The following is a 21,991-nucleotide window of genomic DNA, read 5'->3' on the forward strand; positions in this document are numbered from 1 at the left end:
GGGTTACGTTCGAGGTGTGAACGATGTGACCGCACCCACCGGCTCCGCGACGGGCCGGGTCGTCCTGCTCACCACGAGCCACCGCGTCGCCCCCGGCCTGCTCTCCTGGCCCGCCTGGCAGGCCCTGCGCTCGGCGGACCGGGTGCTGTGCGCGGACGGCACGCACCCCCAGCTCCCGTACCTCAAGGAGGCGGGCATAGCGGTCGAGGAGGTCTCCCCGACCGCCGAGGACCTGCTCGCCGCCTGCGCCGGCGGCCGCACGGTCGTGGTCGTCGCGACCGGCGAGGGCGAACCGGCCCTCACCGACGGTCTGGCCCGGCTGGCCGGCTCCGGCCGGGTGTCGATGCCCGAGCTGGAGCTGCTCCCCGCCTCCTACGACCTCCCCGGCGCCCGTCTCCTCGACCTGGTGCAGGTCATGGACCGTATCCGCGTCGAGTGCCCGTGGTCCTCCCGCCAGACCCACCAGGGCCTCGCCAAGTACGCGGTCGAGGAGTCGTACGAACTGGTCGAGGCGATCGAGGACGGCGACCGCGACGAACTCCGCGAGGAACTGGGCGACGTCCTGCTCCAGGTCGTCTTCCACGCCCGGATCGCCGAGGAGGACCCGGAGGCGCCCTTCTCGGTCGACGACGTGGCGGCCACGATCGTCGCCAAGCTCATCCACCGTCACCCCCATGTCTTCGGGAGCGCCACCGCCACCACCCCGGAGGAGGTCAGGGACCACTGGCTGCGCACCAAGGCGGCCGAGAAGCGCCGTGAGTCCGTCACCGACGGCATCCCCCTCCACCAGCCGGCGCTGGCCCTCGCCGCCAAACTGGCCTCGCGCGTCCGCTCGGCGGGCCTGGAGGTCCCCGTGCCGACGGCCGGCGGCCTCGGCTACGACCTCCTCGCCCTGGCCGCCCGCGCCGAGTCCGAGGGCATCGACCCGGAGGCGGCCCTGCGCGCGGCGTCCAGAACCTACCGGGACGCGATCCGCGCGACCGAAGGGCTGGCAGAAGGGGGAACAGACACGGAAGCCGAGGGAACCGAGCAGTGACCGGCAAGCCGACCCCCCATCCCGCACCTGCTCCCACTCCCACCCCCGGCCCCCTCCCCGAGCTGTTCTCCTGGGAGTTCGCCACCGACCCCTACCCCGCCTACGCCTGGCTGCGGGAGCACGCGCCCGTGCATCGCACCCGGCTGCCCAGCGGCGTGGAGGCATGGCTGGTCACCCGGTACGGGGACGCCAAGCAGGCCCTCGCCGACCAACGGCTCTCCAAGAACCCGGCGCACCACGACGAACCGGCGCACGCCAAGGGGAAGACCGGCATCCCCGGTGAGCGCAAGGCCGAGCTGATGACCCATCTGCTGAACATCGACCCGCCGGACCACACCCGGCTGCGGCGGCTGGTCAGCAAGGCGTTCACCCCGCGCCGGGTCGCCGAGTTCGCGCCCCGGGTGCAGGAGTTGACGGACCGGCTCATCGACCGGTTCGCCCAGGAGGGCGGCGCCGACCTCATCCACGACTTCGCCTTCCCGCTCCCCATCTACGCCATCTGCGACCTGCTCGGCGTCCCGCGCGAGGACCAGGACGACTTCCGGGACTGGGCGGGCATGATGATCCGGCACGGCGGAGGGCCCCGGGGCGGGGTCGCGCGGTCGGTGAAGAAGATGCGCGGCTATCTCGCCGAGCTGATCCACCGCAAGCGGCAGGCACTCCCTGCCGAACCGGGACCCGGCGAGGACCTCATCTCCGGTCTCATCCGCGCCTCCGACCACGGCGAGCACCTCACCGAGAACGAGGCCGCCGCCATGGCGTTCATCCTGCTCTTCGCCGGTTTCGAGACCACCGTCAACCTCATCGGCAACGGCACCTACGCCCTGCTCACCCACCCCGAGCAGCGCCGCCGCCTCCAGGACTCCCTGGCCGCCGGGGACCGCGGCCTGCTGGAGACCGGCGTCGAGGAACTCCTGCGCTTCGACGGCCCCGTGGAGCTGGCCACCTGGCGCTTCGCCACCGAGCCGCTCACCCTCGGCGGGCAGGACATCGCGGCCGGGGACCCCGTGCTCGTCGTGCTGGCCGCCGCCGACCGTGACCCGGCCCGGTTCACCGACCCGGACACCCTCGACCTCTCCCGCCGCGACAACCAGCACCTCGGCTACGGCCATGGCATCCACTACTGTCTGGGCGCCCCGCTGGCCCGGCTGGAGGGACAGACCGCGCTCGCCACCCTGCTCACCCGGCTGCCGGACCTCCGACTCGCCGCGGACCCGGCCGACTTGAGATGGCGCGGCGGGCTCATCATGCGCGGACTGCGCACCCTGCCGGTCGCGTTCACACCGGCCGAACCCACCCCGGTGCGTGACGGAGCGATCTCCGCTCCGTGACTGAACGCACGTCAGCGGCAGTGTGACGGGCGTGCGGACCAAAGGTGACCGACTCTCAAGTCTGTGATCTTCACGTGATCTGCGCGGCATTAACTTGTGACAAGTGATCGTCTGCCGATACGTTCACTCGTCAGCGCGGCATCCACGGTTCCGGATGCGTCCGCACCGTTGTCGCGCCGGTCAACGCTGTCCAGAGAAAGGCCCCCGCATGCTCTCCGGGTCCGGTCGTCACCGTCGTCCTCGCCAGGCTCCGGCGCTCCTTGTCGCAGCCGGCGTGACCGGCTCCGCCATCGCGATCCCGCTGCTCGCCGCAACCGGCGCCAGCGCGGCCGAGGGCACGGTGTGGGACCAGGTGGCCCAGTGCGAGACCGGCGGCTCCTGGAGCGCCGACAAGGGCACCGGCGAGTACGGCGGCCTCAGCCTCACCCAGGAGCGGTGGGAGACCTACGGCGGGCTGGACTACGCCGCCAGCCCCGACCTGGCCAGCCGCAACCAGCAGATAGCCGTCGCGCAGAAGCTGCTCGCGGCCGAGGGGGTCGGCGCCTGGGGCACCTGCGGGCTGACCTCCGGACTCACCAAGGAGTCCGGCGCGCTGAACGTGGACACGGGCATAGCTGACGGTTCATCCGGTTCGTCTGGTTTGTCCGACCTGTCCAAGGGGGAGTCCGGCTCCTCGGCGTCCGGCGGCTCCACCGGCTCCGGCGCGACCTCGTCGCCCGACGCCTCCGACTCCGCCGAGGGTCCGGCGAGTTCGTCCCCTTCCTCCTCTTCTTCCCCTTCCCCCTCTTCGTCCGCTTCGTCCACCGACGAGGACGACGCGGCCGCCTCCGAGGGTGCCGCGAAACCGGGCGGTGTGGCGACGGGCGGCGGCACGCCCTCCGGCAGCCCCGAAGCGGACGAGTCGGGCGAGTCGGACAAGTGGGTGCAGGACGTGGGTTCTTGGAGCCTCGTCGACACCGGCTCCCTCGGCTCCGGCGGCCGTCACCGCGGCGCCACCGCCGAGGAGGCCCCGGCGGACGGCCTGGCGCCCGCCTCTGCCGGCCGGCACGCCGCCGAGGAGATCTACACGGTCCAGGACGGCGACTCCCTCGCCTCCATCACCGACTCCCTTGGCCTGGAGGGCGGATGGCGCGCCCTGTACGAGGAGAACCTGGAGCGCATCGGTGCCGACCCGGGCGCCATCGTCCCCGGTCAGACGCTGGACACCGGCGCCGAATAGGGCCGGAACACCCCCAAAGACACCGGGAGTTCACGTCACACTTCGCGCCGAATGTCCGGTTTGGTGAAAGTGTGGGATGAGTCTCAGAAGCCCTGATCGTCTTTGAAATTCCGCGAATTCCGTGTCTACGGTCGAGCCGCTCGGCAACCCGGGCCCCGGTCGTCGCAACGCCGAATCCTGCCAGTGGCGGCCCGGGAACAGTCGTCGCGTCAAGCGCCGCAGGCAGGAGCGGGGGACCCAAGGTAAGTGCCGGAACCGGCGGTCGACGCCGGAACCGGCTTGGGGTGAAGCCGTGCACCGTGAGGTGCGCGGCCGGGCAACTCAACCGGCCCGAACCCGACAGCTCACCTCGCAGGCGTCGGTGAGGGGATCGATCCATGCTGTTTTCCGGTAAGGGCAAGCACCGCCGTCCGTCCAAGACCACCCGCGCCGCCATGATCGCCGGCGTCACCGGTGTCGCCGTCGCCGCCCCGCTGATGGCCGCCGGCAACGCCTCCGCCGCCACCGCCTCCGAGTGGGACGCGGTCGCCCAGTGCGAGTCGGGCGGCAACTGGTCCATCAACACCGGCAACGGCTACTACGGCGGCCTCCAGTTCTCCGCCTCCACCTGGGCCGCGTACGGCGGCACCGCCTACGCCTCCCGCGCCGACCTGGCTTCCAAGACGCAGCAGATCACCATCGCCGAGAAGGTCCTCGCGGGCCAGGGCAAGGGTGCCTGGCCGACCTGCGGCGTCGGCCTGTCCAGCACGCCGTTCAACGGCGGCGGCGCCTCGACCGGCTCCGACAGCGGCTCCTCCTCGGCCCAGACCCCGTCCGCCGCCCCGACCGCGGGCAGCACCGGCTCCCGCGCCGGCGAGCAGCAGGCCGCCTCCCGCTCCGCCGAGCGCCCGGCCGTCGTCAAGCGCGAGCAGAGCACCAAGACCGTCACCACCCCGACCGGCAAGAAGGTCAAGAAGGGCGACGGCGAGTACAAGGTCGTCAAGGGCGACACCCTCAGCACCATCGCGGCCGAGCACAAGGTCAAGGGCGGCTGGCAGAAGCTGTTCCAGCTCAACAAGGGCGTCGTCCAGGACGCCGACCTGATCTACCCGGGCCAGCAGCTCCACCTCAAGTGAGCCGCGGCCGGGCCGTCGCTCCCCCCAGGTGACACCCGGCCCCCAGCGGGACCACAGCTTCCCCACAAGCGGGCCCCGCACACTGAATACCCCGTGAGGGTCACCCCCCGTCCTCACGGGCCCCCGCCCCGGTGCGTCTTCCCCCGTACGCACCGGGGCGGGGTTTTTCGTGCGCCGGTTTTTCGCCTCCGCGCCACCCACCCTTTGTTCCGGGCGGAAACAATGGGTACGGTCTAGGGGTACGGCCTGCCTGTCCACCGGACGGTCTGTCTGTCCACGGGACGGTCGGTCGGCTGCCGACGCCCCGAAGGCGGTTAGGCTCTAGTCGCAAGGCCCACCCGGCCCCGCACACCCAGCGTCACATCCAAGAAGGAGATGCTCGTGCCGTCCATCGACGTCGTCGTAGCCCGGGAAATCCTGGACTCCCGAGGCAACCCCACGGTCGAGGTCGAGGTCGGCCTCGACGACGGCAGCACGGGTCGTGCCGCCGTCCCGTCCGGCGCCTCCACCGGCGCCTTCGAGGCCATCGAGCTGCGCGACGGTGACCCGAACCGCTACCAGGGCAAGGGTGTCGAGAAGGCCGTCCTCGCCGTCATCGAGCAGATCGGCCCCGAGCTGGTCGGCTACGACGCCACCGAGCAGCGCCTGATCGACCAGGCGATGTTCGACCTGGACGCCACCGACAACAAGGGCTCCCTCGGCGCCAACGCGATCCTCGGCGTCTCCCTCGCCGTCGCCCACGCCGCCTCCGAGGCCAGCGACCTCCCGCTCTTCCGCTACCTGGGCGGCCCGAACGCGCACCTGCTGCCCGTTCCGATGATGAACATCCTGAACGGCGGCTCGCACGCCGACTCCAACGTGGACATCCAGGAGTTCATGATCGCCCCGATCGGCGCGGAGTCCTTCTCCGAGGCGCTGCGCTGGGGCACCGAGGTCTACCACACCCTCAAGAAGGTGCTGAAGTCCAAGGGCCTGTCCACCGGCCTCGGTGACGAGGGCGGCTTCGCCCCGAACCTCGGCTCCAACCGTGAGGCCCTCGACCTCATCCTCGAAGCGATCAAGGAAGCCGGCTACGCGCCCGGCGAGCAGATCGCGCTCGCGCTCGACGTCGCCGCCTCCGAGTTCTACAAGGACGGCACGTACCAGTTCGAGGGCAAGTCCCGCTCGGCCGCCGAGATGACCGAGTACTACGAGGAGCTGGTGGCGTCCTACCCGCTGGTCTCCATCGAGGACCCGCTGTTCGAGGACGACTGGGCCGGCTGGAAGGTCCTCACCGACCGCCTCGGCGACAAGGTGCAGATCGTCGGCGACGACCTGTTCGTCACCAACCCCGAGCGCCTCGCCCGCGGCATCGAGGAGGGCACCGCCAACGCCCTGCTCGTCAAGGTCAACCAGATCGGCTCGCTCACCGAGACGCTGGACGCCGTCGAGCTGGCCCAGCGCAACGGCTTCAAGTGCATGATGTCCCACCGCTCCGGCGAGACCGAGGACGTCACGATCGCCGACCTCGCCGTCGCCACCAACTGCGGCCAGATCAAGACCGGCGCCCCGGCCCGCTCCGAGCGCGTCGCCAAGTACAACCAGCTCCTGCGCATCGAGGAGATCCTCGACGACGCGGCGGTCTACGCCGGGCGCAGCGCCTTCCCGCGCTTCAAGGGCTGACCTGACCCCACCTGGGTAAGCCTCAGCCAGTCGTACGTACGTCCCCGTACCCGGTCCCGTACCGTGTGCGGGGACGTACGCACGTGGAAGGGGAGGCGGAGAGCCGATGGCCGTCAAGGACCGGGACCGTTTCTCCACCACGACCAGGATCCGGCTGCTCGGCGAGCAGACCGCGGCCCGGGTCTACCGCTCCCAGACCAAGCGCCAGGCCCGCCGCTCCCGGCTCACCGGCCGCGCGGCCCTGCTGGCGCTGGTGCTGTGCACCCTGATCGTGGCCCTCGCCTACCCGATGCGGCAGTACGTCTCCCAGCGCGCCGAGATCGCCGATCTGGAGCGGGAGAAGCGGCAGGCCGCCGAGCGGGTGGAAGAGCTGCGCGACCTCAAGGCACGCTGGCAGGACGACGCGTACGCCGAGCAGCAGATCCGGTTGCGCCTGCACTATGTGCTGCCGGGGGAGACCGGATACGTCGTGATCGACCCCGAGGCGGCCAAGCAGTCCCGCGCCGGACTCGGAGCGGCCGACCGCCCCTGGTACTCGAACGTCTGGGACGGCGTCGACAAGTCCGACGCCTCCGACCAGTGAACCGACAGAGAGATTTTCGTACAGGCATGGACACTGCCCCGCCGACCACTCCGCGCACCGAGCCCACCGAGGCCGACGTCGAGGCATTCAAGCAGCAGCTCGGCCGGCCCCCGCGCGGGCTGCGCGCGATCGCGCACCGGTGCCCGTGCGGACAGCCGGACGTCGTCGAGACGGCCCCCCGCCTCCCCGACGGCACACCCTTCCCGACGCTGTACTACCTGACGTGCCCCAAGGCCAACTCGGCCATCGGCACGCTGGAGGCGAACGGCGTGATGAAGGAGATGACGGCCCGTCTGGAGACCGACCCGGAGCTGGCCGCCGCCTACCGCGCGGCGCACGAGGACTACATCCGGCGCCGGGACGAGATCGAGGAGCTGAAGGGCTTCCCGAGCGCGGGCGGCATGCCGGACCGGGTGAAGTGCCTGCACGTCCTCGTCGCCCACTCGCTGGCCGCCGGCCCGGGCGTGAACCCGCTCGGCGACGAGGCGCTCGCCATGCTGCCGGAATGGTGGCGCAAGGGCACCTGCGTCATCACCTCCGACGCGGACGCGAAGGACGGCGGACGGTGACCCGGGTCGCCGCCGTCGACTGCGGCACGAACTCCATCCGGCTGCTGGTCGCCGACTGCGACCCGGCCACCGGTGAACTGACCGAGCTGGACCGCCGGATGACGATCGTCCGGCTCGGCCAGGGCGTCGACCGCACCGGCCGGCTCGCCCCCGAGGCCCTGGAGCGGACCTTCGCCGCCTGCCGGGAGTACGCGGCCGTCATCGAGGTGCTCGGCGCGCGGCGGCTGCGTTTCGTCGCCACCTCCGCCTCCCGGGACGCCGAGAACCGCGACGAGTTCGTGCGCGGGGTGCTGGACATCCTGGGCGTCGAACCCGAGGTGATCAGCGGGGACCAGGAGGCCGAGTTCTCCTTCACCGGCGCCACCCGCGAACTGGCCGGACGTCAGGACCTCACGCGTCCCTACCTGGTGGTGGACATCGGCGGCGGCTCCACGGAGTTCGTCGTCGGCGACGGCGCGGTGCGCGCCGCGCGCTCCGTGGACATCGGCTGCGTGCGCATGACCGAGCGTCACCTGGTCCGCGACGGCGTCGTGTCGGACCCGCCGGCGCCGGAGCAGATCGCGGCGATACGGGCCGACATCGAGGCGGCCCTCGACCTCGCCGAGAAGACGGTCCCGCTGCGCGAGGCCCACACCCTGGTCGGCCTGGCCGGCTCGGTCACGACGATCTCGGCGATCGCCCAGAACCTCCCCGCCTACGACTCGTCGGCCATCCACCACTCCCGCGTCTCCCGCACCCAGGTCCGCGAGATCACCGACCGCCTCCTCCACTCCACCCACACCGAACGCACGGAGATCGGCGCCCTCCACCCCGGCCGCGTCGACGTCATCGCAGCAGGCGCCCTGATCCTCCTGACCCTCATGGAACGCACCGACGCCCAGGAGGTAGTGGTCAGCGAACACGACATCCTGGACGGCATCGCGTGGTCGGTGGCGTAGGCGGTGGGTGAGGCGGGGCGGCGCAGGCCGCGACAAGGGCTACAGGTTGCGGTAGACGTCCCGCCGGGCGCCCACCTTCACGACGAGGACGACGAGTTCGCCGTCGTTGATCTGGTAGGCGACCCGGTGGCCGCCGACCCGGAGGCGGTGGAGCCCCGACGGGCCCGTGAGCTTCTTGATGTCGGCGCCCTCGCGGTACGGGTCGTCACCGAGCAGGGTCAGCGCGGTGAGGATGCGCATGGCGTCGGGACGGCTGATGGACCGGAGTTGCCGCTGCGCCGCCGTGGTGAACCGGCACTTCACGCCGTGCCCTCACCGCGCTCGCTGAACAGGTCCGCCAGGAGTTCGGCCATCGAGACGGTGGGCCCGCCCTCGGCCAGGACCGCCTCCGCCTCGCGGGCCAGCAGCACGTCTGCCGCCTCCTCCAGTGCCTCGAAGTCGGCGATCGGCACGACCGCGGCCACGGGGGCGCCGTTGCGCGTGATGACGGTCGGAGTGCCTTCCTCGGCCCTGTTGATGTGTTCGGCCAGGTGTGCGCGAGCTTCCCTGACGGTCACGGTGTGGTCGCTCATGGATCGAGTGTACGCACTCACGTGTACACGCCGCTAGGCGTCGCCCGCACTCTGCTGAGCAGGCCGTAAGCGCGTTTGAGCGGGCTTCAGGGGGCCTTCGGGGGGCCTTCCTCGTGGCCCCTCGGGAAAGTTCGTGAAGTTCTTCACAAGGAATTCGGTCCTGTCGGAGGGTGGAGGAGGGCCGGTTGGCCCTTCCGAGGGGGCGACCCTCGTGTGAACGTGTTCAAAAGAGGCGCGTGGGGAGGTGTCGAGGGGCGCTCGCGCGGGGGTGTTTCGGGGTGCTCACGGGGGCCGTTCGGGCCCGGAGAGGCAGCTCACGGGGCATTGACAACGCCCCGCCCTACACGCTGGTTCCCGCATCGCGCCATGATGTGGATCACGCGGGCCGCGGAGGATAGCACACACCCTCCCGAAGCTTGTGAAGGGGCGCACGAGCGACCCCCCTCCGGCGGGTGGATACTCGATGGCATGAGCACCACGGAGCGTCCCAGGATCCTCGTAGTAGGCGGTGGGTACGTAGGCCTGTACGCAGCTCGGCGCATTCTCAAGAAGATGCGCTACGGCGAGGCGACCGTCACGGTCGTCGACCCCCGGTCGTACATGACCTACCAGCCCTTCCTCCCCGAAACCGCCGCCGGCAACATCTCCCCGCGCCATGTCGTCGTCCCGCTGCGACGCGTGCTGCCCAAGGCGGAGGTCCTCACCGGCCGGGTCACCACCATCGACCAGGACCGCAAGGTCGCCACGATCGCCCCGCTGGTCGGCGAGGCGTACGAGCTGCCCTTCGACTACCTGGTCGTCGCGCTCGGCGCGGTCTCCCGCACCTTCCCGATCCCCGGCCTCGCCGAGCAGGGCATCGGTATGAAGGGCGTCGAGGAGGCCATCGGCCTGCGCAACCACGTCCTCGAGCAGTTGGACAAGGCCGACTCCACCACCGACGAGGAGATCCGCCGCAAGGCGCTGACCTTCGTCTTCATCGGCGGCGGCTTCGCCGGCGCGGAGACCATCGGTGAGGTCGAGGACCTGGCCCGGGACGCGGCCAAGTACTACAAGACCGTGTCCCGCGAGGACATGCGCTTCATCCTCGTCGACGCCGCGGACAAGATCCTCCCCGAGGTCGGCCCCAAGCTCGGCCAGTACGGCAAGGAGCACCTGGAGAGCCGCGGTGTGGAGATCTACCTCTCCACCTCGATGGACTCCTGCGTCGACGGCCACGTCGTGCTGAAGAACGGCCTGGAGGTCGACTCCAACACGATCGTGTGGACGGCCGGCGTCAAGCCGAACCCGGTCCTCGCCCGCTACGGCCTCCCGCTCGGCCCCCGCGGTCACGTCGACACCGCCCCGACCCTCCAGGTCCAGGGCACCGACTACATCTGGGCCGCCGGAGACAACGCCCAGGTCCCGGACCTCGCCGCCCGCAAGGCCGGGGTCGAGAACGCATGGTGCCCGCCGAACGCCCAGCACGCGCTGCGCCAGGCCAAGGTCCTCGGCGACAACGTCGTGGCCGGCCTGCGGGGCTTCCCGCAGAAGGAGTACGCGCACTCCAACAAGGGCGCGGTGGCGGGCCTCGGCCTCCACAAGGGCGTCGCGATGATCGTCATGGGCAAGATGAAGATCAAGGTCAAGGGCCGTCTCGCCTGGTACATGCACCGCGGCTACCACGGCATGGCGATGCCGACGTGGAACCGTAAGATCCGCGTCTTCGCCGACTGGACCCTCGGCATGTTCCTCAAGCGCGAGGTGGTCTCCCTCGGCGCCCTGGAGTCCCCGCGCGAGGAGTTCTACGAGGCCGCCAAGCCGGCCCCGGCTCCGGCCCCGGCCGCCGCCAAGCCCGAGTCCGAGAAGGCCAAGGCGTCCTGACCTCGGGTCACCCCGAGCCGGACGTCCGGCACACCCCGGCACACCCCGAAGGGGCCGCCCGCCATCCGTGGTGCGGGCGGCCCCTTCGGCGTTCCCCGGCCACTGTCCCCAGCCACCGCCCCCGGCCACCGTCCCGCCGTCGCCCTCCCGCCTCCGCCCCGCCGTCGCCCTCCCGCCTCCGTCCCGTGGGTTTGCCCAGTCATGACGCGCGTGGGGGACTGCGACAGGGCCCCTCAGGTGTTTACGTGGAGTCAGGACAGTCCGGGATCACCGTCACGGAGGTGTGCTCCATGGCCGATGCCGCGTCGCGGCTCCACACACTCGCCGAACAGCTACTGGGGGCCCCGCTCCCGGTGCGCGTCCGCGCCTGGGACGGTTCGCAGGCCGGCCCTCCCGACGCGCCCACCCTCGTCGTACGCCACCGAAGAGCCCTGCGCCGGCTGCTGTTCAAGCCCGGTGAACTGGGCCTCGCCCGCGCCTGGGTCGCCGGGGAGGTCGACATCGAGGGCGACCTCTACACCGCCCTCGACCTGCTCTCCGGCCTCTTCTGGGAACGCGGCGAGGACGGCCGTACGCTCACCCGCGCCCTGCGCGACCCGCAGTTCCGGTCGGCGGCCCGCGGCCTGCTGAAGCTCGCCGGACTCCCCGTCCCGCCGGCCCCGCCCCGCGAGGAGGTCCGCCGCCGCGGCCACCTCCACACCCGCCGCACCGACCACCGGGCCGTCAGCCACCACTACGACGTCGGCAACGACTTCTACGAGATCGTCCTCGGCCCGTCGATGGTGTACTCGTGCGCCTACTGGCCGGACCCCGGCGCCACCCTTGAACAGGCCCAGGACGACAAGCTCGAACTCGTCTGCCGCAAACTCGCCCTGACCCCCGGTCAGCGCCTCCTCGACGTCGGCTGCGGCTGGGGCTCGCTGGCGATCCACGCGGCCCGCGAGCACGGCGCGTCCGTCGTCGGCATCACCCTCTCCCGCGAACAGGCCGCCTACGCCCGTAAGCGCGTCGCCGACGCCGGTCTCACCGACCGGGTGGAGATCAGGGTGCAGGACTACCGGGACGTGCGCGACGGGCCGTACGACGCGATCTCCTCGATCGGGATGGCCGAGCACGTCGGCGCCGACAAGTACCTCGCCTACGCCTGCGACCTGCACGCGCTGCTCGCGCCCGGCGGCCGGCTGCTCAACCACCAGATCGCCCGCCGCCCCGAACGCGACGAGACCGCCTATCACGTCGACGAGTTCATCGACGCCTACGTCTTCCCGGACGGCGAGCTGGCCCCCCTCGGCACCACCGTCACCCAGCTCGAACGCGCCGGGTTCGAGGTCCGTGACGTGGAGGTGCTCCGCGAGCACTACGCCCTCACCCTGCGCCGGTGGGTGGCCCGGCTGGAGGCCGACTGGGCCCGCGCCGTCCGCCTCACCTCGCCCGGCCGGGCCCGGGTCTGGCGGCTCTACATGGCCGCCAGCGCCGTCGCCTTCGAACGCAACCGGATCGGCGTCAACCAGGTCCTGGCCGTCCGCACCCCGGAGTCCGGCGTCTCCGGGGCGCCCCTGCGGGCCCGCGTCTGGCGGGAGACGCCCTGACACGGCGAAGGAGGGGTCCCGGCGACGGAACCCCTCCCCCTCGTCCTTCTCGGCGGCCGCCTACTCCGACTTGATCGCCGCCAGCATGTTCAGCCGGGCCGCCCGCCGGGCCGGCCAGAGCGCGGCCAGGACGCCCACCCCGGCGGCCAGCAGCAGGAAGACGGCCATCCGGTCCCAGGGCAGGACCAGCTCGTAGGTGGCCATCCTGGTGCCGAGCAGTTCACCGGCCGCCCAGCCGAAGAACACGCCCAGGCCGATGCCGAGCACCCCGCCGAACAGCGAGATGACCAGCGATTCGAGCCGGACCATCCGCTTGACCGCACGCCGGTCCAGACCGATCGCCCGCAGCATGCCGATCTCCTGCGAACGCTCGAAGACGGACATCGCCAGCGTGTTGATCACCCCGAGCACGGCCACGATCACGGCCATCGCGAGCAGCCCGTAGAGCATGTTCAGCATCAGCGTGAACATCTGCGCGATCTCGTCGGACAGGTCCTGCTTGCTCTGCACCTTGATGGCCGGGTTGGAGCCGAGGGCCTTCTCCAGCCGGTCCTTGGTCGCGTCCGACGCGCCGCCGGACGTCTTGACCATGACCTGCATGTCGGTCGGGTCCTCCTGGTGCGGGGCGAGCACCGAGGCGTCCAGCATGATGCCCCGGATCAGCTCGTTGCCCTGGTAGACCCCGGCGACCGTCAGCTTCTGCTTCTCGCCGTCCTCGTAGGCGGCGGTGAAGGCCGAACCGGCCTTCCAGCCGTGGTCCTTCGCGGTGTCCTCGTCCACCACGACCTTCGTGCCGCCGACCGCGAACGTGCCGTCCTCGACCTTGAGGTCGGTCAGCTCGCCGATCGCGGGCGTGACGCCGGTGAGGTACTCGGTCGTCCCGCCGATGCGCGCGGGCGCGTTGCGCAGCGGGCTGGTGGCGGTCACCCCGTCGGTGGCCCTCAGCTTCTCCTCGACGTCGGGGGAGAGCGTGTTGCCGTTCGCCATGGACACGATGTAGTCGGCGCGGATCGCGGCGGACGCCATCTTGTCGATGGACTTCTGGAGGCTGCCCGCCATCACCGTCATCCCGGTGATCAGGGTGAGGCCGATCATCAGCGCGGACGCCGTGGCCGCCGTACGGCGCGGGTTGCGCACCGAGTTCTGCCGGGCCAGCTTGCCGGAGATCCCGAAGATCCGCAGGACGGGCGCGGCGGCCGCGATCAGCGGACGGGACAGCAGCGGGGTCAGGATGAACACGCCGATGATCAGCAGGACCGCGCCGATCCCCATGGGGGCCTGGCCGTCGGAGCCGTCCATCGTCGTCGCGGCCAGCACCACGGCGACACCCGCCGCGGAGAACAGCGCGCCCAGGGTGTTGCGCAGCACCAGGGACTTGGTGGTCGCCTTGGCGTGCACGCTGTTCATCGCGGCGACCGGCGGGATCTTCGCGGCCCGGCGGCCGGGCAGCCAGGCGGCCAGCACGGTGACGACGACGCCCACCACCAGCGAGGTGGCGACCGTGCCGGGCGAGACGACCAGCGGTCCGTCGGGGACGGTCGCGCCGAGCGTGTTCATCAGCGAGCGCAGTCCGGCGCCGATGCCGATGCCGGCCACCAGACCGGTGCCGCCCGCCACCGCGCCGACCACCAGCGCCTCGATCAGCACCGAGCGGGTCACCTGGCGGCGCGAGGCGCCGACGGCCCGCAGCAGCGCCAGTTCCCTGGTGCGCTGGGCGACCAGCATGGTGAAGGTGTTGGCGATGATGAAGGTGCCGACGAAGAGCGCGATCCCGGCGAAGACCAGCAGGCCCTGCTTCAGCCCGCTCATCGAGGCGGAGATCATCTCGGCCTGGTCGTCGGCCAGTCGCTGTGCGGTGGTGGTCTCCACCTCGCCCTGGGGCAGGGCCGCGTCCAGGGCGGACTTCAGCGCGGCCTGCGAGGTGCCGGCGGCGGCCTTGACGTCGATCTCGTCGTAGGTACCGGTCTTGCCGAACAGCTTCTGGGCGGTCGGGGTGTCGAACAGGGCGAGGCTGCCGCCGGCCGCGACATTGCCGTCGTCGGTGCGGAAGACACCGGTGATCTTCGGGGTGAGGACGGGTCCGTCGACCGAGATGCGGACGGTGTCGCCGACGTCGTAGCCGGCCCGGCGGGCGGTCTCGGTGTCGATGGCGACCTCGTCGGCGCCGTGCGGGGCCGCGCCCTTCTCCATCGGGTAGCGGGGGTCGTCGGTGCCCCAGTAGTTGCCGCCCTGGGACTGGAAGCCGCCGCCGACGAGCTTGCCGTCCCGGTCGGCGATGGCGGTGAAGCCGGTGACGACGCCGACGGCGGAGGCGGCGCCCGGCACCTTCGCGCTGCGCTCGCGCAGGGCCTCGGTCAGTTCGGGCGTCTTGACGATCCGGTCGCCGACGTCCTCCTGGGCCTTGGCGGTGACGGCGACGTCGACCTGGCCGAAGCCCTTGGCGGAGCTGTTCTGGAGGGCGTTGGAGAGGGTGTTGGTGAAGACCAGGGTCCCGGACACGAAGGCCACGCCGAGCATCACGGCGAGGACGGTCATCAGGAGCCGGGCCTTGTGCGCGGTGACATTGCGCAAGGCGGTGCGGAACATGGTGGTTTTCTCAGTCCTGTCGGTCCCGGACGGGGGTCAGCTTGTGCGGCCCTTGGAGTCGAACTGCTTCATCCGGTCGAGGACCGAGTCGGCCGTCGGCCCGTACACCTCGTCGACGATCCGGCCGTCCGCGAGGAAGATCACGCGGTCCGCGTACGCCGCCGCGACCGGGTCGTGGGTCACCATGACCACGGTCTGGCCGAGGTCGCGCACCGAGTTGCGCAGGAAGCCCAGCACCTCGGCGCCGGAGCGGGAGTCGAGGTTTCCGGTCGGCTCGTCGCCGAAGATGATGTCGGGCCGGGAGGCCAGGGCGCGGGCCACGGCGACGCGCTGCTGCTGGCCGCCGGACAACTGGGCGGGCCGGTGGCCGAGGCGTCCGGACAGCCCGATCATGGAGATCACGTCGTCCAGCCATGCCTTGTCGGGCTTGCGGCCCGCGATGTCCATGGGGAGCGTGATGTTCTCCAGGGCGGTCAGGGTCGGCAGCAGGTTGAACGCCTGGAAGATGAAGCCGATCTTGTCCCGGCGCAACTTGGTGAGCTGCTTGTCCTTGAGGGAGCCGAGTTCGGTGTCGCCGATGCGCACGGAACCGGAGGAGAAGGTGTCCAGGCCCGCGACGCAGTGCATCAGGGTGGACTTGCCGGACCCGGAGGGGCCCATGATCGCGGTGAACTCGGCCTGCCGGAAGTCGACGGAGACCCGGTCCAGGGCGACCACCTGGGTCTCGCCCTGACCGTAGATCTTCGACAGCTCCGTGGCGCGGGCGGCCACGGCGGTGGTCCGGTCGGAGAGGGGCATGGTGGTCACGGGTGAGGGCTCCTGTCGGGACGACGGCCCGTACGACGGTCTGTGTGCGGGACTCGAACCATCGTTCCGTCCGCGCGCCGCGTTGTAGTCAGCCGCTGTTCCGGTTCCGAAGGCAGACTCGGGTCGGACCACGGCCCCCGGGGTCATACCTGGGGATGACAGGGGCCCCTGAGGTGCGTCCGAACTGACCGTTCGTCAAGAACCGGTGGAGCACCCTCGTTCGTACGGTGAAATTCCGTCATTCCGCATACATGGGTGCCGATCGCGCGCGAGGCTACTGGCAAGTGCGGATGGCGTGTTCCAGGTGCTGATGCTCCCTCAGACGTCAATAAAATAAGACAACATCGGGCCAGTTCTTCGGCTGTTCGGGGGACGCTCCCCGATAGGCTCGGAACCTCGATGCGGAGCCCATGGCCTGCCCGGATGGTGGAATGCAGACACGGCGAGCTTAAACCTCGCTGCCCCTTCGCGGGCGTGCCGGTTCAAGTCCGGCTCCGGGCACTACCTCGGTCACATACGGTGACCTGCGAGAACGGCCGGTCACCGAGTCGCCCTTCGCCGACGCCTTCATGATGTGAACCACGTCACCGAAATCACGTCATCCTCGCGTCACCCCTCATGTCACCGAAGCCGTGTCACCGCTCGAAGGGAACGTCCGATGCGCACCACCGTCGGCATCATCGGGGCCGGCCCCGCAGGGCTGCTTCTCGCCAGGCTGCTGCACACCGCCGGCATCGCCTCGGTCGTCCTGGAGGGCCGGGACCGCGCCCATGTCGAGGGGCGGCAGCGCGCCGGGATCCTGGAGCAGGGCACCGTGGACGTGCTGCGCGCGGCCGGGGCCGGGGAGCGGCTGGACCGCGAGGGGCTGCGGCACGACGGGATCGAGTTACGGTTCGCCGGCCGGCGGCACCGCGTCGACTTCCCCGGGCTCACCGGCGGCCGGTCGGTGTGGGTGTACGCCCAGACGGAGGTGTGCAAGGACCTGATCGCGCTCCAGCTCGCCGAGGGCGGCCCGCTGCTCTTCGACGCCCCGGCGCTCGCCGTCGAGGACGCCGCCACGGACCGCCCGCGCGTCCGCTTCCGGCAGGGGGACACGGAGGACGTCCTGGAGTGCGACTACGTGGTCGGCTGCGACGGCTTCTGGGGCGTCGCCCGGCGCGCGTTCCCCGCCGGATCGGCCCGCGTATTCGAACGGACGTACCCCTACGGCTGGCTCGGCATCCTCGCCGACGCCCCGCCCTCCCACCACGAGCTGGTCTACGCCCGCCACGACCGCGGCTTCGCCCTGCTCTCCATGCGCTCCCCCTCCGTCTCCCGTCTCTACCTCCAGGTCCCCGAGGGCACCGACGCGGGGGAGTGGGCCGACGACGAGATCTGGGACGAGCTGACGCGGCGCTTCGAGACCGGCGACGGCTGGACGCTGGAGCGCGGCCCGGTCACCCAGAAGTCCGTCACACCCATGCGCTCCTACGTCCACGAGCCCATGCGCCACGGCCGGCTCTTCCTGGCCGGGGACGCCGCGCACATCGTCCCGCCCACCGGGGCCAAGGGGCTCAACCTGGCCGTCGGCGACGTCGTGACATTCGCGCGGGCGCTGGTCCACGAACGGGACACCGGCTCGGCCACCCTTCTGGACGCCTACTCCGCGACCTGTCTGCGCCGCGTCTGGCAGGCCGAGCGGTTCTCGTACGACATGACGGGCCTGCTGCACCGGGCCCCCGGCGCCACCCCCTTCGAGGACCGGATCCAGCTCGCCCGGCTGGAGCGGATCGCCTCCTGCCGGGCCGCCGAGACGGACCTCGCGGAGGCGTACACCGGCTTCCCGTTCGGGTGAGCGGACGCCCTTGTGCCGACTGGTCTCCGCACGGTTCCGGCCAGGTCGCAGGTTGGTCATGAATGCCGTACCGCCGTGGTGGGAATCACGACGCCGCGTAGCGTGTTGCGCAGCACGAAGGGAAAGATCCTCCTCAAGCACTAGGGTCAATCCTTTGCCTACCCATTACCCTTGAGGCCAAGGCCACAACGGGTGGCCATGGAGGAGTGAAATGGAGAGCAGAAACCCGGTCTTCTCGCGACGGGGGTTCAGCCGCGACAACGGCTACGCGGGCTTCAACGCGACGCCGCAGGCCGGGGGACCCGCTGTCGGCACGCAGGCCAACCCGTACGCGCAGCAGGGCGGCAACCCCTACGCGCAGAACCCTTACGCCCAGCAGGGCCTCCAGGGTGCCCCGCCGCAGGCCCCGGCCACCACCGGCGCCATGACCATGGACGACGTCGTCGCGCGCACCGCGACCACGCTCGGCACCGTGGTGCTCACGGCGGTCCTGTCCTGGGTGCTGCTGCCGGTCGACGAGGCCAACCTCGGCAAGTCCTACGGCATCGCCGTCGGCGCCGGTCTGGTCGCGATGGTGCTCGCCCTCGTCCAGTCCTTCAAGCGCCGCCCGTCGCCCGCGCTGATCCTGTCGTACGCCGCCCTCGAGGGCGTCTTCCTCGGCGTGATCTCGGCCGCGGTCTCCACGTACATCGCCAACGGCGTGGTCGCCCAGGCGGTGCTCGGCACCATGGCCGTCTTCGGCGGTGTGCTGGTGGCGTACAAGGCGGGCTGGATCCGCGTCAACCGCCGCTTCTACGGCTTCGTGATGGCGGCCGCGCTCGGCTTCGTCCTGCTGATGGCCGTGAACCTGCTGTTCACCGTCTTCGGCGGCGGTGACGGCCTCGGCTTCCGCAGCGGCGGCCTCGGCATCGTCTTCGGCATCATCGGCATCATCCTCGGCGCGTGCTTCCTCGCCCTCGACTTCAAGCAGGTCGAGGACGGCATCGCCTACGGCGCCCCGCGCGAGGAGGCGTGGCTCGCCGCCTTCGGCCTCACGCTGACGCTGGTGTGGATCTACATGGAGTTCCTGCGGCTCCTGTCGATCCTGAACAGCGACTGAGCACCGATCGCCGGTCACCGTCCGGCGTGACAGGGGCCCCGGGGTTCTTCCCCGGGGCCCTTCGTCGTGTGCGCGCTAGAGGAGTTTGCGCGCGGCCCTCCTCAGGTCGTACTCGTGGATGAGCGCCTTCGCGTGGCCGTAGGCGAGGTTGTGTTCGTGGCGGAGCCAACTGACCTTCTCCTCGAAGCGGAGAGCGGGGCCGTCGCCGATGGTGCGCAGCCAGTCGGAGACTTCACGACCGGTGCAGTGCGGGATGCGGGCGAGCAGGTTGCGATGGGTCTCCTCGGAGAGGACATGGGACATCGGCGCCTCCGGTGGCAAAGGGGATGTAAGCCGGTCCTTCAGGTCACCGTGCCTGAGTGTTCGTCCGTTGGCAACAGTGCGGGTACGGCGCGTACGCTCACCGCGTGGCTGATACGACGTCCCTGACCCGTGCGGTGGATCACTTCGCCGACCGTCTGCGAGCGGCCCCGCAGAGCCGCCTCCAGCGGGGCGCCGCCGCCGAGGCGCTGGCGCTGGCGCGGCAGTTGGCCCGCTGGACGCAGTCCATCGAGGAACCGGCGGCGGAGCCGCGCGAGATGCCGGACGCCGGCATGTTCGCCGCCGCCGACCAAATCACCGTCGCCGCACACGACTTGGCCCTCGTGCTCGACGACGAGGGCCAGGTGGAGGAAGCGGTGCGGCTGGTGGAGGAGGCCCGGAAGCGGGCCGGGGTCTGACGCGGTCCGGCCCGTGAGGCCCGTCCGGCTCAGAGCGAGGCGATGACGCGGTCCGCCAGGATGTAGATGTTCTCCTCGCCGCAGGCGAAGGTCAGGGTGTAGGCGCCCGAGATGCCGGAGCCGCCGAGGAGGAACGGCGTCTCGCCGGCCGTGAGGGCCGCGGAGAGCCGCTCGGCGGTCTCCCGGTGCCCCGGGGTCATGCACAGGGTGGTGCCGTCGGCGAAGACATAGACGTCGAGGGTGCCGAGCGGACCCGGGCGGACGTCGGTCAGCCGGACCTGGGAGGCGGCCAGCTCCTCCAGGGTGGTCACGGTGCGCTCGTGGTCGTTCACGATCGGCGACTGGACCGGGACGAAGTCCGGGTGGGACGGGTGCCGGCGGCGGGCCGCGGCCAGTTCGGCGGACTCCCCGGCGAACTCGTCGGCGTCCGTGCCCGGCTCGGCGACCGGCTCCAGCGGCTCCATGCCCACGAAGTCGGCCTGACGGGGCAGGAACAGCTCACTGTCCGGCAGCCCCAGCAGCGTGGGGGCGTCGGAGGCGTCACGCGCCTCCTGGGCCGCCCAGAAGGCGCGGGCCTCGGCGAGTTCCCGCTCCCGCTCCTCGGCGAGGGCCTCGGTCACGGCCGCGCGTATCTCGGCGGTGTCGCTCGTGCCCCGGGCCGCCGGAACGAATCCGCGCGTCTGCGCGGCGTGGTTCTCGGCGAGCTGGGTGTGCAGGGCGGCGACCTGCCGACGAAGCTGCAACAGGGTGCGCAGGACGGCGACTCCCACGGCGCCCGTCGCGGCCGTGGTGACCAGCAAGGCGATCTGCATGGCGCTCACTGACGTACTCCCGGTTCAAAGTCGACCCCCGACTTCCTACATCAGCTTGAAGGGCGGACTATCCCTCTGTCAGTGCGTAACGTCACGAACCGGACAGGTCCTTGGGCCTGCGGTTAGGTGCTGAACGGCGCTGAGCTGCGTAAATCCCCTTCCGAGGGAGATAGGTCACATCCTGGGGGAGATTGGATCACGGAACGGCCCGGAGTTCAGGTGCTTCCCGAACTCCGGGCCGTTGGGTGACGGATGGTGCTGAAACGGTTACGCAGAGGGCCCGTTCAGCTCAGGCGCTCGATCACCATCGCCATGCCCTGGCCGCCGCCCACGCACATGGTCTCCAGACCGAACTGCTTGTCGTGGAACTGGAGGGAGTTGATGAGCGTGCCGGTGATGCGGGCGCCCGTCATGCCGAAGGGGTGGCCGACGGCGATGGCGCCGCCGTTGACGTTCAGCTTGTCGAGGTCGATGCCGAGGTCGCGGTAGGAGGGGATCACCTGCGCGGCGAACGCCTCGTTGATCTCGACCAGATCGATGTCGTCGATGGTGAGACCGGCGCGGCGCAGCGCCTGCTGGGACGCCTCTACGGGGCCGAGGCCCATGATCTCGGGGGAGAGGCCGGAGACACCGGTCGACACGATCCGGGCGAGCGGGGTGAGGCCCAGCTCGCGGGCTTTGGTGTCGGACATGACGACGACCGCGGCGGCGCCGTCGTTCAGCGGGCAGCAGTTGCCGGCGGTCACCAGGCCGTCGGGGCGGAAGACCGGCTTGAGGCCCTGCACGGCCTCCAGGGTGACGCCGGCGCGCGGGCCGTCGTCCTTGGAGACGACCGTGCCGTCCGGGAGGGTCACCGGGGTGATCTCGCGCTCCCAGAAGCCGTTCTTGATGGCTTCCTCGGCGAGGTTCTGGGAGCGGACGGCGAACTCGTCCATGTCCTGGCGGGTGACGCCCTTGGCGCGGGCCAGGTTCTCCGCGGTCTGCCCCATCGCGATGTAGGGGTCGGGGAGCAGGCCGTCCTCGCGCGGGTCGTGCCAGGTCGAGCCCTCGGACGCGGCGGTGGCGGCGGTGCGGGCCTGCGCCTCGTCGAAGAGCGGGTTGGTGGTGTCCGGGAGGCCGTCCGAGCTGCCCTTGGCGAACCGGGAGACCGTCTCGACACCGGCCGAGATGAAGACGTCGCCCTCGCCGGCCTTGATGGCGTGCAGCGCCATACGGCTGGTCTGGAGGGACGAGGAACAGTAGCGGGTGATCGTGCAGCCGGGCAGATGGTCCATGCCCATCCGCACCGCGACGATCCGGCCCAGGTTGTAGCCCTGCTCGCCGCCGGGCAGACCGCAGCCGAGCATCAGGTCGTCGATCTCCCGCGGGTCCAGCTCGGGGATCTTCGCCAGGGCGGCCTGGATGATCGTGGCGGTGAGGTCGTCCGGGCGCAGGTCCTTCAGCGAGCCCTTGACGGCGCGGCCGATGGGGGAGCGGGCGGTCGAGACGATGACGGCTTCGGGCATCACGGCTCCAGTGGCTTGCGGATGTTGGCGTGCGGATGGTGGCGTGCGGATGGTGGCGGCGGAGGAACTTCCGGGCAGGGCTGAGTGGGAAGTTACCGGTCCGTATGGCCAGGGTCACGGTGATGGGGGTGTGACCCTGGCCGCACTTTCCAAGC

At 70.9% G+C, this 21,991-nt stretch carries 20 protein-coding genes, 1 tRNA gene and 1 riboswitch; of the genes, 14 read left to right on the forward strand and 7 right to left on the reverse strand.

Annotated features, from left to right (window positions below):
* Positions 1-16: 16 nt before the first annotated feature.
* The 8 genes from G6W55_RS05525 (at position 17) to G6W55_RS05560 (ending at position 8,453) form a co-directional block, all read left to right on the forward strand.
* Positions 17-1,036 (forward strand): nucleoside triphosphate pyrophosphohydrolase, encoded by a 1,020-nt coding sequence (locus tag G6W55_RS05525; RefSeq protein WP_175519599.1) that lies wholly within the window; start codon positions 17-19, stop codon positions 1,034-1,036.
* Positions 1,033-2,367, forward strand: a complete 1,335-nt coding sequence (locus tag G6W55_RS05530) for a cytochrome P450 (protein WP_175519600.1) — start codon at positions 1,033-1,035, stop codon at positions 2,365-2,367. Before G6W55_RS05525 ends, G6W55_RS05530 begins: the two co-directional genes overlap by 4 nt.
* Before the next feature lie 208 nt (positions 2,368-2,575).
* Positions 2,576-3,586 carry a transglycosylase family protein gene (locus tag G6W55_RS05535; protein ID WP_175519601.1) on the forward strand — a complete coding sequence of 337 codons (1,011 nt, stop codon included), beginning with the start codon at positions 2,576-2,578 and terminating at the stop codon, positions 3,584-3,586.
* A 204-nt stretch (positions 3,587-3,790) separates the two neighbouring features.
* Positions 3,791-3,959: riboswitch (cyclic di-AMP (ydaO/yuaA leader) on the forward strand.
* A 4-nt stretch (positions 3,960-3,963) separates the two neighbouring features.
* Positions 3,964-4,701 (forward strand): transglycosylase family protein, encoded by a 738-nt coding sequence (locus G6W55_RS05540; RefSeq protein WP_175519602.1) that lies wholly within the window; start codon positions 3,964-3,966, stop codon positions 4,699-4,701.
* A 375-nt stretch (positions 4,702-5,076) separates the two neighbouring features.
* Positions 5,077-6,363 carry a phosphopyruvate hydratase gene (eno, locus tag G6W55_RS05545; RefSeq protein ID WP_175519603.1) on the forward strand — a complete coding sequence of 429 codons (1,287 nt, stop codon included), beginning with the start codon at positions 5,077-5,079 and terminating at the stop codon, positions 6,361-6,363.
* A 106-nt stretch (positions 6,364-6,469) separates the two neighbouring features.
* Positions 6,470-6,946, forward strand: coding sequence for a septum formation initiator family protein (locus G6W55_RS05550; RefSeq protein ID WP_030792646.1), 477 nt, complete (start codon positions 6,470-6,472; stop codon positions 6,944-6,946).
* 26 nt (positions 6,947-6,972) lie between these two features.
* Positions 6,973-7,515 (forward strand): DUF501 domain-containing protein, encoded by a 543-nt coding sequence (locus tag G6W55_RS05555; RefSeq protein ID WP_030792648.1) that lies wholly within the window; start codon positions 6,973-6,975, stop codon positions 7,513-7,515.
* Positions 7,512-8,453, forward strand: a complete 942-nt coding sequence (locus G6W55_RS05560; protein ID WP_175519604.1) for a Ppx/GppA phosphatase family protein — start codon at positions 7,512-7,514, stop codon at positions 8,451-8,453. Before G6W55_RS05555 ends, G6W55_RS05560 begins: the two co-directional genes overlap by 4 nt.
* A gap of 39 nt (positions 8,454-8,492) precedes the next feature.
* Here the strand turns inward: G6W55_RS05560 and G6W55_RS05565 are convergent, their stop codons facing one another.
* Together G6W55_RS05565 and G6W55_RS05570 are read right to left on the reverse strand one after the other, a co-directional pair.
* Positions 8,493-8,756: a type II toxin-antitoxin system RelE/ParE family toxin gene (locus tag G6W55_RS05565; RefSeq protein ID WP_175519605.1), complete on the reverse strand. Its 264-nt coding sequence runs from the start codon at positions 8,754-8,756 to the stop codon at positions 8,493-8,495.
* Complete coding sequence (locus tag G6W55_RS05570) at positions 8,753-9,025, reverse strand: type II toxin-antitoxin system Phd/YefM family antitoxin (protein WP_175519606.1); 273 nt, start codon at positions 9,023-9,025, stop codon at positions 8,753-8,755. Before G6W55_RS05570 ends, G6W55_RS05565 begins: the two co-directional genes overlap by 4 nt.
* Before the next feature lie 468 nt (positions 9,026-9,493).
* On the opposite strand from G6W55_RS05570, the gene G6W55_RS05575 reads away from it, so the two are divergent.
* Together G6W55_RS05575 and G6W55_RS05580 are read left to right on the forward strand one after the other, a co-directional pair.
* Complete coding sequence (locus G6W55_RS05575) at positions 9,494-10,885, forward strand: NAD(P)/FAD-dependent oxidoreductase (RefSeq protein WP_175519607.1); 1,392 nt, start codon at positions 9,494-9,496, stop codon at positions 10,883-10,885.
* Positions 10,886-11,175: 290 nt separating this feature from the next.
* Positions 11,176-12,474, forward strand: a complete 1,299-nt coding sequence (locus G6W55_RS05580) for a cyclopropane-fatty-acyl-phospholipid synthase family protein (protein WP_175519608.1) — start codon at positions 11,176-11,178, stop codon at positions 12,472-12,474.
* 60 nt (positions 12,475-12,534) lie between these two features.
* Here G6W55_RS05580 and G6W55_RS05585 read toward each other — a convergent pair whose 3' ends face one another.
* The gene (locus G6W55_RS05585) at positions 12,535-15,060 is read right to left on the reverse strand and encodes an ABC transporter permease (RefSeq protein ID WP_175519609.1); all 2,526 of its coding nucleotides are present in this window, start codon (positions 15,058-15,060) and stop codon (positions 12,535-12,537) included.
* A 36-nt stretch (positions 15,061-15,096) separates the two neighbouring features.
* The gene (locus G6W55_RS05590) at positions 15,097-15,867 is read right to left on the reverse strand and encodes an ABC transporter ATP-binding protein (protein ID WP_175519610.1); all 771 of its coding nucleotides are present in this window, start codon (positions 15,865-15,867) and stop codon (positions 15,097-15,099) included.
* Positions 15,868-16,284: 417 nt separating this feature from the next.
* Here G6W55_RS05590 and G6W55_RS05595 point away from each other — a divergent pair.
* From G6W55_RS05595 to G6W55_RS05605, 3 genes are all read left to right on the forward strand, one after another.
* Positions 16,285-16,368 (forward strand) — tRNA-Leu (locus G6W55_RS05595).
* A 157-nt stretch (positions 16,369-16,525) separates the two neighbouring features.
* Entirely contained in the window at positions 16,526-17,701 is a 1,176-nt protein-coding gene (locus G6W55_RS05600) for a 4-hydroxybenzoate 3-monooxygenase (protein ID WP_175519611.1), read from the forward strand.
* Positions 17,702-17,912: 211 nt separating this feature from the next.
* The gene (locus G6W55_RS05605; protein WP_030792675.1) at positions 17,913-18,800 is read left to right on the forward strand and encodes a Bax inhibitor-1/YccA family protein; all 888 of its coding nucleotides are present in this window, start codon (positions 17,913-17,915) and stop codon (positions 18,798-18,800) included.
* A gap of 75 nt (positions 18,801-18,875) precedes the next feature.
* Here G6W55_RS05605 and G6W55_RS05610 read toward each other — a convergent pair whose 3' ends face one another.
* Positions 18,876-19,103: a DUF4287 domain-containing protein gene (locus G6W55_RS05610; protein WP_030792678.1), complete on the reverse strand. Its 228-nt coding sequence runs from the start codon at positions 19,101-19,103 to the stop codon at positions 18,876-18,878.
* A 134-nt stretch (positions 19,104-19,237) separates the two neighbouring features.
* Between G6W55_RS05610 and G6W55_RS05615 the strand changes: the two genes are divergently transcribed.
* Positions 19,238-19,519, forward strand: a complete 282-nt coding sequence (locus G6W55_RS05615) for a hypothetical protein (protein ID WP_175519667.1) — start codon at positions 19,238-19,240, stop codon at positions 19,517-19,519.
* 29 nt (positions 19,520-19,548) lie between these two features.
* Here the strand turns inward: G6W55_RS05615 and G6W55_RS05620 are convergent, their stop codons facing one another.
* Positions 19,549-20,340 carry a hypothetical protein gene (locus G6W55_RS05620; RefSeq protein ID WP_175519612.1) on the reverse strand — a complete coding sequence of 264 codons (792 nt, stop codon included), beginning with the start codon at positions 20,338-20,340 and terminating at the stop codon, positions 19,549-19,551.
* Positions 20,341-20,615: 275 nt separating this feature from the next.
* The gene (locus tag G6W55_RS05625) at positions 20,616-21,836 is read right to left on the reverse strand and encodes an acetyl-CoA C-acetyltransferase (protein ID WP_175519613.1); all 1,221 of its coding nucleotides are present in this window, start codon (positions 21,834-21,836) and stop codon (positions 20,616-20,618) included.
* Positions 21,837-21,991 lie beyond the last annotated feature (155 nt).

It is taken from the genome of Streptomyces sp. CAI-85, assembly GCF_013363615.1.
Lineage (GTDB): Bacteria > Actinomycetota > Actinomycetes > Streptomycetales > Streptomycetaceae > Streptomyces > Streptomyces antibioticus_B.

Bases quoted from the DNA above. Each gene is read 5' to 3' on its own strand.
- eno (WP_175519603.1), top strand. From the start codon at position 5,077: ATGCTCGTGCCGTCCATCGACGTCGTCGTAGCCCGGGAAATCCTGGAC.
- G6W55_RS05555 (WP_030792648.1), top strand. From the start codon at position 6,973: ATGGACACTGCCCCGCCGACCACTCCGCGCACCGAGCCCACCGAGGCC.
- G6W55_RS05535 (WP_175519601.1), top strand. From the start codon at position 2,576: ATGCTCTCCGGGTCCGGTCGTCACCGTCGTCCTCGCCAGGCTCCGGCG.
- G6W55_RS05575 (WP_175519607.1), top strand. From the start codon at position 9,494: ATGAGCACCACGGAGCGTCCCAGGATCCTCGTAGTAGGCGGTGGGTAC.
- G6W55_RS05570 (WP_175519606.1), bottom strand. From the start codon at position 9,025: ATGAGCGACCACACCGTGACCGTCAGGGAAGCTCGCGCACACCTGGCC.
- G6W55_RS05580 (WP_175519608.1), top strand. From the start codon at position 11,176: ATGGCCGATGCCGCGTCGCGGCTCCACACACTCGCCGAACAGCTACTG.
- G6W55_RS05610 (WP_030792678.1), bottom strand. From the start codon at position 19,103: ATGTCCCATGTCCTCTCCGAGGAGACCCATCGCAACCTGCTCGCCCGC.
- G6W55_RS05600 (WP_175519611.1), top strand. From the start codon at position 16,526: ATGCGCACCACCGTCGGCATCATCGGGGCCGGCCCCGCAGGGCTGCTT.
- G6W55_RS05605 (WP_030792675.1), top strand. From the start codon at position 17,913: ATGGAGAGCAGAAACCCGGTCTTCTCGCGACGGGGGTTCAGCCGCGAC.
- G6W55_RS05550 (WP_030792646.1), top strand. From the start codon at position 6,470: ATGGCCGTCAAGGACCGGGACCGTTTCTCCACCACGACCAGGATCCGG.
- G6W55_RS05540 (WP_175519602.1), top strand. From the start codon at position 3,964: ATGCTGTTTTCCGGTAAGGGCAAGCACCGCCGTCCGTCCAAGACCACC.
- G6W55_RS05585 (WP_175519609.1), bottom strand. From the start codon at position 15,060: ATGTTCCGCACCGCCTTGCGCAATGTCACCGCGCACAAGGCCCGGCTC.
- G6W55_RS05625 (WP_175519613.1), bottom strand. From the start codon at position 21,836: ATGCCCGAAGCCGTCATCGTCTCGACCGCCCGCTCCCCCATCGGCCGC.